Here is a 16,914-nt window from a genome sequence, read left to right as displayed (position 1 = left end):
GCCGCTCAGTCCTGCGTACCCACCTCGACCGGACGGTCACCCGAGCTGATCCAGTCGCTCCACGATCCCGGATAAAGACGCACCCCGTCCGCCCGGCCGGCTGCTGCCAGGGCGAGCAGCGCCTGGGCGGCGGTGATGCCGGACCCGCAATAGACGACATCCCCGGCGTGCACGTCGGCCAGCGACTCCCGGAGCGCCCCCATCTCGAGGAAGCTCCCGTCGGCATGCTGAAGGTTGGCCGTCGGAAGATTGCGGGCTCCCGGGATATGGCCGGCGATGGGATCGATCGGTTCCGTGTCGCCGCGGTATCGCTCCGCCGCCCGAACATCCCACAGCGTTCCCGAGCCGGGCTTGTTCAGGCCGGCGAGGATCTCGTGGGCGTCAACGGTGGGGAGTTGCCCGGGACGTGCCACAAAGTCGCCGAACGCCACAGGATCGGGATCGCCGGTCGCGACCTCGGCGCCGGCGCGCTCCCAGGCCGAGAACCCTCCGTCGAGCACGCGCACCCGGTCGTGTCCCGCATCCCGCAGGAGCCACCACAGCCGGCCGGCTGCCAGGGAGTTGCCCCCGTCGAGCACAACGACGGCCCGGTCGGCGGACACGCCGGCCCGCCGCATCGCCGCCTCGAAGACCTCCGGCTCCGGCAGGGGGTGCCGACCGCCCGGTCCGCTCGCCGGCGCGGCCAGTTCGGCGTCGAGGTCGATCCAGATGGAGTGCGGGACGTGGGCGGTGCGGTACGCCGACAATCCCGTTCCCTTCCCCGCCGGCCCCGGCCAACGAACGTCGAGGACCACGGGCGGACGGCTGCCCGCGAGCGCGGCGCGGAGCTCGTGGACGGAGATGAGGACGGTCATGACAGTGGCTCCTGTCCGAACGGCAAGGGGTCGGGGCTGAGTGTTGCCTGGGCGACGGCACGGCTCATTCGCAGGCGATGGTGGCGACGGCAGAGGACCTCATAGGCGACCTCGCCCGCCGGGACCGTGTCATCAACGCCCACGGTATCGCCGACGACTACCTGACTCCCTTCGGTGATCACCCGGCCACCGATCGTGCGCGCGTTGTGGGTCGCCCGCTGGCCACACCAGCACAGAGGCTGCACCTGGAGGGTCTCGATGCGGTCGGCGAGCTCGACGAGGCGGCGGGAACCGGGGAACAGCTCAGTGCGGAAGTCGGTGAGGATGCCGAAAGCGAAGACGTCGATCCGCAATTCGTCGACGAGCCGGGCCAGCTGATCGACATGCGCGGGGGTGAAAAACTGGGACTCGTCGCAGATCAGATAGTCGATGCGCTCGCCAGCCGTGAGGCGACGCACGATCGTGGTCCAGAGATCGAGGTCGTCGTTCACTTCCAGGGCCGTCTCCTGCAGCCCGAGACGGGAGGAGATCACGGCAGCGCCACTCCGGTCCTCCCGGGTGAGCAGGAGACCGAGACGGCCACCCGTCCGTTGCGTGTGATCCATCTGCAGCGCCAGCGTCGACTTTCCACAGTCCATGGGTCCGGTGAAGAAGATCAGATCAGCCACGGGCGGGGAGTCTATCCGCGGGCGACGGGAAGTCACGCCAGCCGGCCGCTCGGCCGCGCGAGCCTTCCGATGCGCTGGTCGTCAGTGAGCAAGCAGCAGGGGCACATTCATCTCCACCGGCGTCAGGGACCCATGCATGCCGATGATGTCGAGTTCACGCGGCAGGGACGTGGACATGACGGCCCAGTCGGTGCGCATCGCGACAATGACGTCCCCGAAACGGTCGCGCACGCGGTCGTCGCTCGATCCGAACCAGCCTTCATCGAACGCATCGTCCCGGGTGCGGACCCACGCATGATCACCCATGCGATCGGCCCAGCGGACGGCAAGGGCGTCCGGCTCATCGGTGTAGAAGTGCCGCAGCCGCCCCTCCCCCGCGAAGCTGCGCAGGCCGGCCATCAGTGCGGGCTCGTGTTCGATGAGGACGAAGTTGCGTCCTGGCACATCGAGCATGCCGTGGTCCGCGGTGATGAGGAGTTGCACGTCATCGGGGAGTTCCGCGCGCAGTCTGGCGGCGCGTTGGTCGATGACCCGGAGGACGTCGAGCCAGTCCTTGGAGGAGACGCCGGCCCCGTGGCCGATGTGATCGAGGGCGCGTTCATAGGCATAGACCAGCGTGCGGTCGGACGCTGTCGCCGCGGTCACCACCGACCGCAGCCAGCCCTCGCCGTCGGATTCGTCACGGATCCCGACAAAACGGGCTCCGCGCAGCGCGGACTCCGTCAGCCCGGTGCCCTGGAATCGAGCAGGCGTCACCGTCGACGCCGTGATCCCGGCTGCCTCGGCATGTTCGAACCACGTGGGCACCGGTTGCAGTTCGGCGGCCGTGGTGGTGCTGTCCCACAACAGGGCATTGAGGATCTGGTCTCGTCCACCCCGGGCCGGAGACGGTCCATGGATGCGGAAGCTGTATCCGGCCATCCCGTGCCCGCCGGGCGGCAGCCCGGTGCCCAGGCTCGTGATGGAGGTGACGGTGGTGCTGGGTGCTCCGGCCGTGATGACCCGCCCGTTGTCGGCCCGCAGGCCGCTCAGGAAGGGCGCATCCTCGGCCGCACCGGCGAGCAGGTCCTCCCCCAGCCCGTCGATCAGCAGGACGACCCAGCGGTCGCCGTCGGGAAGGCCGAGCAGGTCGTCGGCGCCCGGCATGCCCAGGCGTGCCCCCACTGATGGCAGGACATCGGCAACGCTTCCGGCGCCGTAGGCAGGCAGCACCATGGACTGGGGAAACACTGCCACAGTCAACGTCCCACTCGGGTGGAGATGGCGCCCCGGCCGGTCGCGCGCTGCAGGCTGGTGGTGAAACTCACCAAGTGCTCGACACGCTGCGCCCCGTCCGCGGCAGCGCTCATGCGCACGATCAGGTCGTCCGGGGTCAGGGTGCCGGTGAGCCCGTGGTCCGCCTCGCAGTTGGGGTCGGCGCAGCCGGCGGGCTCCAGGTCGATGCGTCGCATCGCACCCCAGGACACCGACAGCCATGCCTCATAGGCGGGGGCGCCCGGGCGATAATTCTCCGGCTCGATGACCACCCTGGTGAGCGCGACGGTGTTGATGGCGGCCAAGTTGATCGACTCGGTCGACGTGGCTGCCGAAGTCGGCCCGGTTGGCCCGTCGGAGGGCTGCTCGTCGGTGTGTCCGACGATGAGACGGGTCGGCGTCAGCACCAGGATCGTGAGGTGCCTGCGGATCTCGTCACGGTTGAACGTGGGCTCATGGTGGACGACGAACTCGAGCACCTCCTCATCACCGACGGCGAGGAGCACGGCATCCTCGACGAGGGCGGGGAAATAGCCACAGGACTCCAGGTCGCTGCGCAGGGCAGACCTCTGGGCGGCATCGGGGCCGCTGATCGACCGACCGTTCATGAAAGCCATTGGGCCATTCTCACACGAGTTCCAGCGGATGCACCCGGGCGTGGCAGTCCGTGGTCGGCGACGCCTGCGCACGTCGTGCCAGACCGGTCACCCCACGGTCCGGGAGAGCTGGTGCCGCTCGGCGGCGGTCGGCAGGACGCTGCCCTGGGCCGAGACGACGTGGACGCCCTGCGGGGAGACGATGCAGCGTTCCAGGGTGAGCTCAGCGAGCTGCGGCAGATCGTCCGCGAGCTGCGCCACCCGCTGGAGGAGGTCCTCGACCGCCGAGATGTCCAGGGCACCGGACTCGCGATGAGCGAAGAGCAGCGGAGCTGCACGCAGTTCGCGGACCATGTGCCGGGCATCGGTCGACGTGAGCGGCGGCACCCGATAGACCGCATCGCCCATGATCGCGGCATCGACGCCGGCGAGCGCGAGCGACAGAATCGGACCGAACGCCGGATCTTCGATCTTGGTGATCTCGAGCGACACCCCGGGCGGCACCATCTTCTGCACGACGGGCTCCGCGAACCGTTGCGGGCTCGACCCGGGTCGACCCAGACCGAGTTGGTCGACGAGCAGGCCGAGGTCGTTCCAGGCCTCGAGCATTTCGATGTCGTTGTCGAGATGCCGGAAGACGCTCGCGCCCGGGTCCGGGCCATAGCGCAGTGCCCGCGCGCCGGCCTTCAGCACCACGTCCCAGCCGAGCTCGTCGGCGCGCACGCAGGCCTCGGGAAGGCTTTGAACGCGATAGCGCGGAACCAGCGGGATGCCATAGGCGGCCAAGAGGTCGACGACCTCGTCGTCGGTGAGGGCACGCCCCTGCGGGGCCTGGCGGAGCACCTCGCGCACGAGGCAGCGCGCGGCGATGTGGTCGGGCTCGATATCGACCGTGTCACCGTGATCGGTCTCGCGCCACCGTGCGTACGCCGAAACCGCAGCCAGTGCTTCCATGGCGTCCGCATAACTGGAAAATGTGGGCAGCCGCCCCATGCCGTCGGCGGCCCCATCCTGCGGCTTCAGTTCCACGAAATCCGCGAACACGCCGATCATCGTCTTCCGGGACACCTTCGACAACTCGAACAGCTGCTGGTGGGTGGCTGCTGCGATCTGGTTGTAGATGTCGACGAGCGCGACGACGACCACATCGCACGAATCATCCTCGAGGGCGAGCGCCGCGGCCTCGGCGAACCGCTCCGGTCGCGGCAGCCCCTCGAGGATCATCGGATCGCTGCAATCGAGTCCGTGCCGTTGCGCGACCCGGTCAATATGCCCCAGGATCGCCGGCGAGTTCGACACGACCCGGACCCGGTTGCCGGCGGGGAGGGGCTGCCGGACGAGGATCTGCGCCACGTCATACATCGCATCGCGGCGCGAGCAGACGATGACACCGGACTGCCGGAAGATCGCATCGATCGCTTCGGGCGGCGCCTCCCGCCCACCCGGCGTCATCCCGAGGCGGGGTTCGCGCTCGGTGCGGCCCGGGGAGAACAGAACGACAGGCTTCTGCATCGCCAGACTCCGCAGGATGCGGGTGAACTTTCGCGGGTTGCCGATCCGGTCCAACGACAGCAGGCACACATCGGTGGCCTCGTCGTCCATCCAGAACTGCATGACGTCATTGCTGGTCACGTCTGCGAACAGGCCGGAGGAGATGAACGTGGCGAGACCCAGATAGCGGTTCAGGGCGCCCTCGAGGAGCATGACGCCGAGCGCGGACGACTGGCAGAACAGCGACACGGTGCCCGGCCGCGGCATCGGCGCCGGCGACGCGTTCATGCAGATCTCGGGATCCGTGTTGATGATGCCGAGCGCGTCCGGGCCGAGCAGCCGCACCCCGTGTGATCGGGCCTGGTCGATCACCAGGTAGTTCTGTTCCCCGCCGAAGCTGCCGCCCTGGATGGCGTAGATCCCGAAACACTTCCCCGACACGGCCTCGATCACGTCGACCACCTCGTCCGACGGCAGAACCGTCGCGACGATGTCGAGATCGTCGGGCAGGTGCGCCAGATCCGGGACCATCGGCAGGTCACCGAGCTCGATCTCCTCCTCACCGGGGCAGACGCCGATCAGTTCGCCGGTGAACCCGGACCCCCGCAGTGCCTCGAGCCCGCGCACCAACGCGACCGGAGGCCCGACCATCGCGATCTTCCGTGGGTGCAGGAGGCGGTGGATCGAGGTCGACTCGGCCCGGTGCTCGCGGCGGAGCATTACCTCCCACGACGAGTCCGTGGGCTGGATCGGGAACTCGACGATGATCAACCCGTCCTCGTATTCGCGGGAGACCTTGTAACCGGCGTCCGCGAAGACGCTCACCATGCGCCGGTTCTGGGGAAGCACCTCGGCGATGAACCGCTGAATCCCGCGCTCGCGAGCGGCCTCGGCGAGATGCTCGAGCAGCAGCTGGCCGCAGCCCTTGCCCTGCTGCGAGTCCTCCACCAAGAACGCAACCTCGGCCTCGGAGTCATCAATGCGGTCATAGCGCCCGATCGCCACCATGTTGGGCCCGACCGTCAGGATCAGCGCGACGCGGTCGTTGTGGTCGACCTGCGTGAACCGTTCGACGTCCTTCGCCGATAACACGGGATAGGGCGCGAAGAACCGGAGGTATTTCGATTCCGGCGAGACGCGCGCATAGAACGCGATCAGCCGGTCGTCGTCGTCGGGACGGACCGGCCGCAGGTGGGCTGTGCTCCCATCGGCCAGCAGGACATCCTTCTCCCAGTGGCCGGGATAGGGCATCGTGGAAACTGCTGCGGCATCGGTGTCGCTCACAGACTCCAGCCTACGTTGCCGAGCGGGACCCCGACAGGAGGCGGGCGGGCACCCGTTAATGTCTGTCCCATGGCCCGCCCCTTCATCGCCGCCCGGATCGAGGACCGAATCAACCGCCAGCTCAACGTCGTGGCACGACGACGAGGCTGGTCGGAGCGCGTTATCCCGTATGTCGGCTATGGCTCATCGAAGTTCATCCGCGTGCTGGCACGAGTGGTGCTGTCGCCGCCACTGGCCGATGGCCAGGTGCGGCCGCTCTCGGACGACGCTCCCCTCAACCGCCGCGGCTGGCGCAACTTCTTCACGGTCCCGGTCTCCAGTGGCACCTGCGAGTGCCACGTCGGCGACCAGACTTATCTGCTGCCGACCGACCGCAACGGCTATGTGGACACCCGCCTGCCGGTGCGGGGGCTCGAGCCGGGCTGGCACCAGGTCACGCTTCGCTCCGGTGAGCACGAGATGCAGGCCCCGATCATGGTGATCGATCCCGACCAGGAGTTCGGCATCGTGAGCGATATCGACGACACCGTGATCAGCACGTCGCTCCCCCGCCCGCTGCTGGCGGCCTGGAATACGTTCGTGCTGCACGAGTCGGCCCGCCAGGTCGTTCCGGGCATGCCCGAGCTCTATCGACAGTTGCTCGCCGAGAACCCCGAAGCGCCGGTCGTCTATCTGTCCACGGGTGCCTGGAACACCGCGGACACGCTCACCCGTTTCCTCAAACACCACCGGTTCCCCGATGGTGCCCTGCTCCTGACGGACTGGGGGCCGACCAACTCGGGGTGGTTCCGGTCCGGCCAGGAACACAAGCGGATCAACCTCCGCGATCTGGCGATCGACTTTCCCAAGGTTCAGTGGATCCTCATCGGCGACGACGGCCAGCACGACCCGAGCATCTATGGCGAATTCGCCGAGGCCCACCCGGACCGCGTTCGCATCATCGGGCTCCGCCAGCTGACCCCGGGCGAGCAGATCCTGTCCCACGGCACACTCCAGTCGCTCGAGCTCGAGGAAATCGCCGACGAGCTGACCGTGGTGCCGGAGGTGCGCGCGGGCGACGGCCATGGTCTCGAGCCGCTGCTCCTGCAGGCCATGGCGGGCGAGCTGCCCAAACAGGAGCCGGTCCGGCCCTGACCCTCCGTTACCCGGCCCCGCGGCGCGCCGACGGCGCCCACCGCGGGGTCCGATGCTGCGCCGCTGCGGCGTACTGTCTGATCCGCATGCCACAATGACCGCTGCACCGATCAGAGGAGTGGCCACCAACCCATGGCGCGCAAGACACCCGACGTGACCGACGACGACTTCACCGAACGGATCGTCGATGTCGACGTTTCGTCGGAGATGGAATCCTCGTTCCTGGAATATGCCTATTCGGTCATCTATGCCCGCGCCCTCCCTGATGCCCGCGACGGACTGAAACCGGTCCAGCGCCGGATCCTGTTCGCGATGGACGAGATGAATCTCCGGCCCGACCGCAGCCACGTGAAGTGCGCTCGCGTGGTCGGACAGGTCATGGGTCTGTATCACCCGCACGGCGACAGCGCGATCTATGACGCACTGGTCCGGCTCGCTCAGGAATGGACGATGCGGCTGCCGCTGATCGACGGCCACGGCAACTTCGGCTCACCGGATGCGGGACCGGCGGCTATGCGTTACACGGAATGCCGCATGGACCACCCGGCGCTCGCGATGACCGACGAACTCGATCAGGACACGGTCGATTTCAAGCCGAACTACGACGGCAAGGAGTCCGAGCCGGTCGTGCTGCCGGCGGCGTTCCCCAACCTGCTGGTCAACGGCACGACCGGGATCGCGGTCGGCATGGCCACCAACATCGCCCCGCACAACCTCGGCGAGGTCGTGCAGGCGCTCCGGCACCTGCTCAAGCACCCGAACGCCGGTCTCGAGACGCTGATGCGGTTCATCCCCGGGCCCGATCTGCCGACCGGCGGCCGGATCGTGGGCTTGAGCGGCGTCGCGGATGCGTACGCGACCGGCAAAGGCTCCTTCAAGATCCGCGCCACCGCACGCATCGAGAAGGTCACGCCGCGTCGTCAGGGCATCGTGGTCACCGAGCTGCCCTATCTCGTCGGGACCGAGAAAGTCATCGAACAGATCAAAAAGCTGGTGCAGACGAAAAAGCTCACCGGAATCGCCGACGTCAAGGACCTCGCGGACCTCACCTCGGGCACGCGTCTGGTGATCGAGATCAAGAACGGCTTCAACCCCGAGGCCGTCCTCGAGCAGCTCTATCGCCTCACCAAGCTCGAGGATTCCTTCTCGATCAACTCGGTCGCACTGGTCGATGGCCAGCCCCGCACGATGTCGCTGCACGACATGCTGACGGTCTTCCTCGAGCACCGGCTGGAGGTCACGCTCCGCCGCACGACATTCAACCGCAACAAGGCCGCGGACCGGCTGCATCTGGTCGAGGGTTTGCTGATCGCGATTCTCGACATTGACGATGTGATCGCGATCATCCGTGGCTCCGAGGACGCCGCGACCGCGCGGGCGAAGCTCATGGAGGTGTTCGAGCTGACGGAAGTGCAGGCGAACTACATCCTCGACATGCAGTTGCGGCGCCTGACGAAATATTCGCGGATCGAGCTGGAGTCAGAGCGCGACGACCTGCGGGTCCGGATCGCCGAGCTCAACGAGATCATCGACAACGACGACAAGCTGCGGGGGGTCGTCAACGACGAGTTGGCGGAGGTGGCGAAACGATTCGGTACGCCGCGGCGCACCGTTCTGCTCGAATCATCCGGTCAGTCGGCGGCTGCGTCCGCACCGGGCCCCCTGGAGATCGCGGATGCACCCTGCTGGCTGCTGCTGTCCACGACCGGACTCGTGGCCCGCGTGGACACCGAGTCGCCGCTGCCGGACCGCGGGCCCCGCGCGAAGCACGACGTCCTGCAGTCGGTGATCCGGGGCACGGCCCGAGGCGATTTCGGCGTGATCACCTCCGCCGGCCGGGTGATCCGAATGAACGCCCTCGACCTGCCGACCGTCCCGCTGACCGCCAATGCGCCCAACCTCGCCGGCGGCAGCCGCATCGGAGACCTCATCGACCTCGAGCGCGGCGAGCAGGTGCTGTGCCTGGCGAGCCTCGATCCGGAATCGCCGGGGCTGGCGATCGGGACCGCACGCGGTGTGGTGAAAGTGGTCAAGGCCGACATTCTGAACAAGGACTCGTGGGAGGTCATCACCTTCAAGGACCCGAAGGACCGGCTTGTCGGTGCCGTCGAGTTGACCGACGAGGAAGGCCAGGACCTCGTGTTCATCACGTCGGATGCGCAACTGCTGCGCTTTTCCACGGACCTGGTCAATCCGCAGGGCCGAGCCGGATCCGGCGTGGCCGGGATCAAGCTGGCCACTGGTGCCGAGGTCATCTTCTTCGGTGCCGCGGGGGTGTCGTCCGGCGAAGTCGTCACCATGACGGCCGCCGGGGAGGCGCTGCCGGGGACCGAGACGCCGACGGTGAAGGTGACGCCGCTGTCGGCGTACCCTGCGAAGGGCCGCGCCACCGCCGGCGTGCGCTGCCACCGTTTCCTCAAAGGCATCGACCGGCTGCAGCTCGGCTGGGCCGGGCGGGGGCCCGCGATCGCCGCCTCGGCCACGGGAACCCCGGTCGAGTTGCCCGCGGCGGATCCCCGCAGGGACGGATCCGGCACACCTGCCAAGAAGTCGATCGGGACCATCGGCACCGCCTGAGCAGCGCCCCGAGCCCACCCGCCCGGCGGGTTGCCGGCGGCCTGCCTGCGGGAACGGTCGCCGCGGCTTTACGATGACGACCATGACGCGTGGATTCGACGACCTGCTGGCGGCCAACGAGACATACGCAAAGCAGTTCCACAGCGGCGGATTCGACGGCATCGCGCGGGCGGGTGTCGGTGTGCTCACCTGCATGGACTCCCGCATCGAACCGTTGGAGATGCTCGGACTCAAACTCGGTGACGCCAAGATCCTCCGGACACCGGGCGGGCGCATCACCACCGACGCCATGGTCGGCCTGATTCTGAGCGTCTATCTGCTCAACGTGGAAAGGATCATGCTCGTGCCGCACACGCGGTGCGCAATGGCGTCCGGTGACGACGCGTCGGTCGCGGACCGGATCATGGATCGGCACGGCGTCGACATCCACGGCATGATCCTGGGCTCCACCCCGGACCAAGCCGCCGGGCTGCGCTATGACGTGTCCCGCTTGCGCAACCACCCTTTGGTCAAGGATCTCGATGTCGAGATCGGCGGCTTTCTCTATGACGTCGACACCGGCCGGATCCAGCAGATTCTCTGAGCGTCAGCTCGGCCGGCGCTCAGCCTCACTTCGGCCGGTTGGCAAGCGCCTCCGCGATCGGGATGTCCCCGTCGGTGAACTTCAGCTCCCGGCGTGACACCGTCGCCGGGTCGGCGCCGACTGCCGCGACGATCACATCGGCCACGAGTTCACGCGAGGTGGGCCCCTGCTCGGTCGCCCGCGGCGTCACCTTGCCCTGCGACGGATCATCGGTGAGCCGGCTGGGCATCACCAGGGTCCAGCCCAGACCACTGGAGCGCAGGTGTTCGTCGGCGGCCGCCTTCGACTCGGCATAGGGGAAGAACGGGTCGTCCTCGGCGACTCCGTGATCGGTGCTCGCGCCCAGATAGGACACCATCACATAGCGCGGGACGCCCGCCTCCTGGGCGGCCTCCATCGAGCGAATGGCGGCGTCTCTGTCGACGGCATAGGTGCGGGGCGGATTGCCACCGCCGGCACCGGCGGACCAGACGACGACGTCATGACCGGACACCAAGTCGGCGAGAGCGACCGTGTCCATCGCCTCCACGTCCCCGAGTCGCGGGGTCGCACCCGTGGCGGCCACTTCATCGTGGTGATCGGGATTGCGGAAAACCGACGTGACCTCGTGGCCGGCGTTGATGAGTTTGGCGGCGGTCAGCAGGGCGATCTTGCCGTGGCCACCAATGAGAACGACGCTTGCCATCAGGAAACTCCCTCCAGAGCGTGTGGTCCGGCCCACTCTAGTTCAGGGAGACAAGTCGCCTTTTCACAAAGCCGTTGGACCAGCCCGTGCAATCGCCCTCAGGCCGCCTCGACCAGCTTCTTCAGCCGTTGGAGACCGTCCTCGAAATCCTTGCCCATGCGGCGTTCCAGCGCGCTCACGCGGAACACGAACTCGCCCACCCAGTTATGTCGACCGCTCATGGTCCAGACGACGTCGGTCCCCTCCCCCGCTGGTGTGACCTCCACGCGCACCTGCTGTCGGACAGGGCACGGAAAGGTGAACAGCAGGTCGATGTCCACGCCGTCGTCACCAGCGCCGGTCATGACCATCGTGCCGGTGCGGGCATGTCCCTTGCCGGCCCAGGCATAGGTCGCCCCCACTCCCCGCTTCGGTCCCGCGAACGATCGCTCCAGCTCGACACCGTCCTGCTCCCACGGGCACCAGCCGGACCACTTTCGAAAGTCCTCGACGAAGTCCCGGACGCGATCCTGCGACGCCTCAATATGAGTGCGTCGCGTGATCGAAAAGGAGGGCATCCTTTGAGCCTAGGCCACTGTTGCAGAATTGTAATGCCCTGATTACTTGTGGCAATAAGTCTCCGGCCCCGGTGATCGGCCGCTCCGGCCGCCGACCGAGGGCTGCTGCGGACCTGACCCGGGACGTGGGTCAGGGCTGTTCGAGGGCTCGGCGATGCCCGTGGGTGACCCCGGCAATGCGCAAGGGAATGAACAGGGCGAGGCCGGCAGCGAGAGTGAGCACGATGCCCAGCAGCCCGAATCGCGCACCGAGGAGGGCCGTGAAAACGAACAACAGGAACGGGGCGATGAAGCTTGCGGCGCGACCGATCGTGGCGTACAGCCCGAACGTCTCATTCTCCTGACCGACCGGGGTGATGCGAGCCAACAGGGTCCGCGAGGAGGACTGCACTGCGCCGACGAGCGAGGCGATGCCGAGCCCACAGACCCAGAACAGCACCTTGCTCGGGGTCGACACCAAGATGACGCCGAGGACCACCATGGTGATCAGCGCGATGAGGATGACCGGCCGTGGGCCGAAGCGGTCGTCAATCATGCCGAACACCCAGGCGCCGACGGCTGCGAGGAAGTTCGCGGCCAGCCCGAAATAGATGACCTCTTCGGCGGCGAACCCATAGGAACTGGTCGCGATCACACCCGCAAACGCGAAAACGGCGGCGAGCCCGTCGCGATAGACCGCCGACGCGATGAGGAAATGCAGCAGGCCGCGCTCAAAACGCCACATGTGGACGAGTCGGCGGGCGATGTCGCGGTACGCCCGAAAGACGTTGAACCGCTCCGTGACCTCGCGCGGGGCGGCCTCCGGGCCGAAGATCATCACGGGGATCGACCAGAGCAGCAACCAAGCGGCCATCACCAGCGCGATCGCCCGGATGTTCTCGGACTCGGCCGTCGGCAGTCCGAACATGCCGCCGTCGAGCACGAACCCGAAGAGCGCGAGGATGAGGCAGAGGACACCGGCGAAATAGCCCAGGCCCCACGCGACACCGGAGATCCGTCCGATGGTGCGCGGGTTGGAGATGTCGATCAGCATGGCGTTGTAGAAGATCTCGGCGATCTGCTGGAACACGTTGGCACCGGCGATCAGCGCCGCACCCAGGAAGATGTAGAACTCCCCACGTCCCGGCTCATAGGGCAGCACGAACCACAACAGGGCTATGCAGACGACGACCATCACCGTGGCGACCGTGAGCATGCGGCGACGTTTGCGGACCTGATCGCCCCAGGCGCCCAACATCGGGGCCAGCACCGCGACCGTGATGCCGGCGACGGTCTGGAGCAAGGAGAAGATCTCCTGGCCGCGTTCCGGCGTGGGCGCTGCGGCGCTGGTCACGTAGACGGAGAAGACGAACGACAGGATGACGGTGTTGTAGGCGTTCGAGCCGAAATCCCACAGGCACCACGAGACGATGGCGCGGCGGTCGGCGGGGCGTTCCTTCAGCGCCACCTCGGGCGCCGGCTGGGTGCTCACGCGCTCACCATAACGGCCTTTCCCTCGCCGGCCGCGCTCTGCCCCGCGAGCCTCAGGCGTCGATGTGTTCGGCGTCGATCGCGTACGCACCGTCGATGATGAACTCCTTGCGCGGCGCCACCTCGTTGCCCATGAGCATCTCGAAGGTGGCCTCCGCGATCGCCGCGTCGTCGACGGTCATGCGTCGGAGCGTCCGGTGCCGTGGGGACATGGTGGTCTCCTTGAGCTGATCGGCGTCCATCTCACCGAGCCCCTTGTAGCGCTGCGGCTCCTTGAACGCGATGCCCCGCTTGGTCAGCTCAGCGGATTTGCGTTGATATTCCACGTCGGAATAGGTGTAGAGGTATTTCTCCATTCCCTTGCGCGGGTTGGTGATCTCGAACCGATGCAGTGGCGGCACGGCCGTATAGACGCGGCCGGCCTCCAGCAGCGGGCGCATGTAGCGGAAGAACAGCGTGGCGAGCAGGCACCGGATATGGGCGCCGTCGGAGTCGGCGTCCGCCATGAAGATGATCTTTCCGTAGCGTGCGGCGTCGATGTCGAAGTTGCTGCCCGACCCCGCGCCGACGACCTGGATGATCGACGCGCACTCGAGGTTCTTGAGCATGTCGCCCACGGTGGCCTTCTGCACGTTCAGGATCTTGCCGCGGATCGGCAGCAGCGCCTGAAACTCGGAATCCCGGGCCCGCTGGGCGGTGCCGAGGGCCGAATCACCCTCCACGATGAACAGTTCGCACTTCTCGACGTCGTTGGACCGACAGTCCTTGAGCTTCGGCGGCAGCGTCGACGACTCCAGCGCCGTCTTGCGCCGCTGGGCCTCTTTGTGCGCACGGGCAGCGACCCGGGTCCGGGAGGCGGCGACCACCTTCTCGAGCACAGTGCGCGCCTGCGGACGCACCGCGGGTTTGGTGGAGCTCAGGAACTCGGCCAGCTCGGCCTCGACGATCCCCGCCACGAGCTTCGTCACCGCCGGCGTCCCCAGGACCTCCTTGGTCTGACCCTCGAATTGCGGCTCGGCCAGCCGGACCGTCACGACAGAGGTGAGCCCCTCCAGAGCATCGTCCTTGGTGATCTCGTCGCCCTTGTTGAGCAGTCGCGTGCCCTCGAGTGCTCGGATGACCGCGCGGGTGAGAGCCCGCTCGTAGCCCTGGACGTGGGTGCCGCCCTTGGGTGTGGCAATGATGTTCACGAACGACCGGGTGGTGGTCTCATAACCTGTCCCCCAGCGGAGCGCGATGTCGACCTCGAGATCCCGTTCGACGTCCGTCGGGGTCAGCGCGCCGGTGAGATCGTCCAGCATCGGCACGGTTTCGGTGAACCGGTCGGTGCCCTGCAGTCGGATGATGTCGGTGACGGGCTGATCGGGAGCAAGGAACTCGCAGAACTCCGAGATCCCCCCGTCGTGGCGATGGACTTCGTCGGTGGGCTCGTCGCCGCGCTCGTCGCGCACCCGGATCTCCAGACCGGGCACCAGGAAGCTGGTCTGTCGGGCGCGGGCCGTCAGAGCATCCATGCTGAGCTCGGCATCGGGCAGGAAGATCTGCCGGTCGGGCCAGTAGCGCACGCGCGTGCCGGTGACCCCACGCTTCACCTTGCCGATCTTCTGCAGCTGTGATCCGGGTGTGAAGGCAGCGTCCGGGCCGTCCCCATCGAACGTGCCGGGGATCCCGTGGCGGAACGACATCGCCCACGTGGCTTGGTCGCGGTCGATCTGCACGTCCAGGCGTGCCGCCAGTGCGTTGACCACAGAGGCGCCGACGCCGTGAAGTCCTCCGGTCGCGTTGTAGGAGCCGGCGCCGAACTTGCCGCCGGCATGGAGCTTGGTGAAGACAACCTCGACACCGGACAGGCCCGTCCGGGGCTCGATGTCGACGGGGATGCCGCGAGCAGTGTCGCGCACGGTGATCGACCCGTCCTGACCGAGAACCACGTCTATCTCGGTGCCGAAGCCGCCCAAGGCTTCGTCGACGGAGTTGTCGATGATCTCCCAGAGGCAGTGCATGAGGCCCTTGGTGTCGGTGGACCCGATATACATCGCCGGGCGCTTCCGCACGGCTTCGAGCCCTTCCAGGACGAGCAGGTGGCGGGCTTCGTAGTCGTGCCCCTGCGACTGCTTCTTGGTGGTGCGGGAGGAGACGGATTCTGACACCCCGCGAGCGTACGTGAGGGCCGCGCGAATTGCGGTGCGATCCGCGTTGTGTCCGTCCCCTCAGTCCGCCCCCGGAACGCGCGCTTGCCGGCTTGGTGCCACGGCGTACGATGGCGGTCCGGTCGACCTGTAACGCGACTGGAACCCAATCTGCTGGACATTCGTCGTTCGGCCAGTACGCTCAATGCAAGCTCCGGCTCACCACCGGGAACAAATCCCCTCGATTATCTGTTTGTGCAGATGAAATGGGAGAAAAAGGAGGCCACCCGTGACCACCACCGTGATCGACAACAGCCTGACTGCAGCTGACCGTTGCGACCGCTGCGGCGCCCAGGCCTATGTGCGTGTGACCCTTGAGAACGGCTTCGACCTCTTGTTCTGCAACCACCACTCCAAGCAGCACTCCGACAAGCTGCGCCAGGTGGCTCTCAACATCCATGATGAGTCTGCGAAGCTGAACTGATAACGCGAACGACACCCGCGGCCCCGACCTCAATGAGGTGCGGGGCCGTTGGCTTTCCCACCGGTCTCATCCCACACCGCCCGGATCCCGGTCGACGAAGGCCACGACCCCCTGACACGCTTGTCGACATATGCCCTACGCTTTTCCTACGGATGCCTCGGCCAACGGCGGTCGAGGGCCAAAAGCGAAAGGCGATTCGATGCAGAATCTCTCTGCCGACGACCTCCACCGCGCCACCGTCTATGACCGCGACGGCCAGAAGGTCGGGCGAGTGCAGCAGGTCTATCTGGACGACGACTCCGGCCGGCCGTCCTGGGTGACCGTGAACACCGGGTTCTTCGGGACCAACGAAAGCCTCATCCCTCTGGAGGGCGCGCAGATCAACGACGACGTCCTGCAGGTGCCCTTCGACAAGGCGGTCATCAAGGACGCTCCCCACTTCGATCCGGGCCATCACCTGGACGAGCGGGACGAAGACTCGCTGTATGACTATTACGGGATCGGAGCCGCAGGCCAGGATCACGACGACCGCACGCGCGCGGACCGCGTGATGGGTCACGATGACCGCGATCTGCACGACCGGGACGGGCGCGACGACCGCGGTGACCTGCATGATCGCGACCTGCGAGACGACCGCGGTGACGTGCGCGACGACCGCGCGGACCTGCGCGACCGTTCGGACGACACCGGTCGCGGCACTGCAGCGGCCGGCACCGCCGCCGGGGTCGGCGGCCTCGCCGCGGCCGCAGCAGGCAGCCGGGATCGTGGCGACCACCGCGACCGCGACCGAAACGATCTCCGCGACGACGTGCGTGACCGCGACCGAAACGATCTCCGCGACGACGTGCGTGACCGCGGGGACGTTCTGGACAGGGATCGCGGTGGCAATCAGGGCCTGACCGATCGCGGGACCGGACTCGGTCAGGACCGGGACTACGACGCCAGCGCGGGCGCCGGGGCCGGGGCCGGCGACGATGACCCCGAGCGCGATTTGCTGGAACGCGAGCGCGATCTCCTGCAGCGCGAGCGTGACTTGCTGGACAAGGACCGCCAGTTCATGGAGCGTGACCAGCAGCGCAGTGGCCGCCCGCGGCTGCGTCGCCACGACGGTGGCTCCGATCGGCCGCTGGCCTGACCCTGCCTCGTCC

General features: G+C 67.3%; 14 protein-coding genes. 5 read left to right on the top strand and 9 right to left on the bottom strand.

Features of this window, described 5'->3' with window-relative positions; genetic code table 11:
- Positions 1–5: 5 nt before the first annotated feature.
- The 5 genes from ACQ260_RS00705 to ACQ260_RS00685 all read right to left on the bottom strand — a co-directional run bounded on the left by ACQ260_RS00705 (position 6) and on the right by ACQ260_RS00685 (position 6,147).
- The gene (locus ACQ260_RS00705; protein WP_432557474.1) at positions 6–854 is read right to left on the bottom strand and encodes a sulfurtransferase; all 849 of its coding nucleotides are present in this window, start codon (positions 852–854) and stop codon (positions 6–8) included.
- Positions 851–1,522: a thymidine kinase gene (locus tag ACQ260_RS00700; protein WP_432557473.1), complete on the bottom strand. Its 672-nt coding sequence runs from the start codon at positions 1,520–1,522 to the stop codon at positions 851–853. Before ACQ260_RS00700 ends, ACQ260_RS00705 begins: the two co-directional genes overlap by 4 nt.
- Positions 1,523–1,603: 81 nt before the next feature.
- Positions 1,604–2,752 (bottom strand): alkaline phosphatase family protein, encoded by a 1,149-nt coding sequence (locus ACQ260_RS00695; RefSeq protein ID WP_432557472.1) that lies wholly within the window; start codon positions 2,750–2,752, stop codon positions 1,604–1,606.
- 8 nt (positions 2,753–2,760) lie between these two features.
- Positions 2,761–3,393, bottom strand: a complete 633-nt coding sequence (locus ACQ260_RS00690; protein ID WP_432557471.1) for a DUF5998 family protein — start codon at positions 3,391–3,393, stop codon at positions 2,761–2,763.
- An 87-nt stretch (positions 3,394–3,480) separates the two neighbouring features.
- The gene (locus ACQ260_RS00685) at positions 3,481–6,147 is read right to left on the bottom strand and encodes a GNAT family N-acetyltransferase (RefSeq protein ID WP_432557470.1); all 2,667 of its coding nucleotides are present in this window, start codon (positions 6,145–6,147) and stop codon (positions 3,481–3,483) included.
- A 69-nt stretch (positions 6,148–6,216) separates the two neighbouring features.
- Between ACQ260_RS00685 and ACQ260_RS00680 the strand changes: the two genes are divergently transcribed.
- The 3 genes from ACQ260_RS00680 to ACQ260_RS00670 all read left to right on the top strand — a co-directional run bounded on the left by ACQ260_RS00680 (position 6,217) and on the right by ACQ260_RS00670 (position 10,441).
- Positions 6,217–7,281, top strand: a complete 1,065-nt coding sequence (locus ACQ260_RS00680; RefSeq protein WP_432557469.1) for an App1 family protein phosphatidate phosphatase — start codon at positions 6,217–6,219, stop codon at positions 7,279–7,281.
- Between the two features lie 132 nt (positions 7,282–7,413).
- Entirely contained in the window at positions 7,414–9,858 is a 2,445-nt protein-coding gene (locus tag ACQ260_RS00675) for a DNA gyrase/topoisomerase IV subunit A (protein WP_432557468.1), read from the top strand.
- 82 nt (positions 9,859–9,940) lie between these two features.
- Positions 9,941–10,441, top strand: a complete 501-nt coding sequence (locus ACQ260_RS00670; RefSeq protein ID WP_432557467.1) for a beta-class carbonic anhydrase — start codon at positions 9,941–9,943, stop codon at positions 10,439–10,441.
- A 25-nt stretch (positions 10,442–10,466) separates the two neighbouring features.
- Here ACQ260_RS00670 and ACQ260_RS00665 read toward each other — a convergent pair whose 3' ends face one another.
- The 4 genes from ACQ260_RS00665 to ACQ260_RS00650 form a co-directional block, all read right to left on the bottom strand.
- The gene (locus tag ACQ260_RS00665) at positions 10,467–11,126 is read right to left on the bottom strand and encodes an SDR family oxidoreductase (protein ID WP_432557466.1); all 660 of its coding nucleotides are present in this window, start codon (positions 11,124–11,126) and stop codon (positions 10,467–10,469) included.
- Between the two features lie 98 nt (positions 11,127–11,224).
- A complete protein-coding gene (locus ACQ260_RS00660) occupies positions 11,225–11,683 on the bottom strand; it encodes an SRPBCC family protein (RefSeq protein WP_432557465.1) in 459 nt (152 codons plus the stop codon).
- 130 nt (positions 11,684–11,813) lie between these two features.
- Positions 11,814–13,154, bottom strand: coding sequence for an MFS transporter (locus tag ACQ260_RS00655; RefSeq protein ID WP_432557464.1), 1,341 nt, complete (start codon positions 13,152–13,154; stop codon positions 11,814–11,816).
- A 52-nt stretch (positions 13,155–13,206) separates the two neighbouring features.
- The gene (locus tag ACQ260_RS00650; RefSeq protein ID WP_432557463.1) at positions 13,207–15,303 is read right to left on the bottom strand and encodes a DNA gyrase/topoisomerase IV subunit B; all 2,097 of its coding nucleotides are present in this window, start codon (positions 15,301–15,303) and stop codon (positions 13,207–13,209) included.
- A 268-nt stretch (positions 15,304–15,571) separates the two neighbouring features.
- Between ACQ260_RS00650 and ACQ260_RS00645 the strand changes: the two genes are divergently transcribed.
- Both ACQ260_RS00645 and ACQ260_RS00640 read left to right on the top strand, forming a co-directional pair.
- Positions 15,572–15,766, top strand: coding sequence for a DUF7455 domain-containing protein (locus tag ACQ260_RS00645; RefSeq protein WP_432557462.1), 195 nt, complete (start codon positions 15,572–15,574; stop codon positions 15,764–15,766).
- A gap of 199 nt (positions 15,767–15,965) precedes the next feature.
- Positions 15,966–16,901, top strand: coding sequence for a PRC-barrel domain-containing protein (locus tag ACQ260_RS00640; RefSeq protein WP_432557461.1), 936 nt, complete (start codon positions 15,966–15,968; stop codon positions 16,899–16,901).
- Positions 16,902–16,914 lie beyond the last annotated feature (13 nt).

It is taken from the genome of Ammonicoccus luteus (assembly GCF_050880385.1).
Classification (GTDB): Bacteria; Actinomycetota; Actinomycetes; order Propionibacteriales; family Propionibacteriaceae; genus Enemella.
The sequence above is the reverse complement of the archived record's forward strand: the minus strand, read 5'-3'. Positions and strand labels throughout refer to the sequence as shown.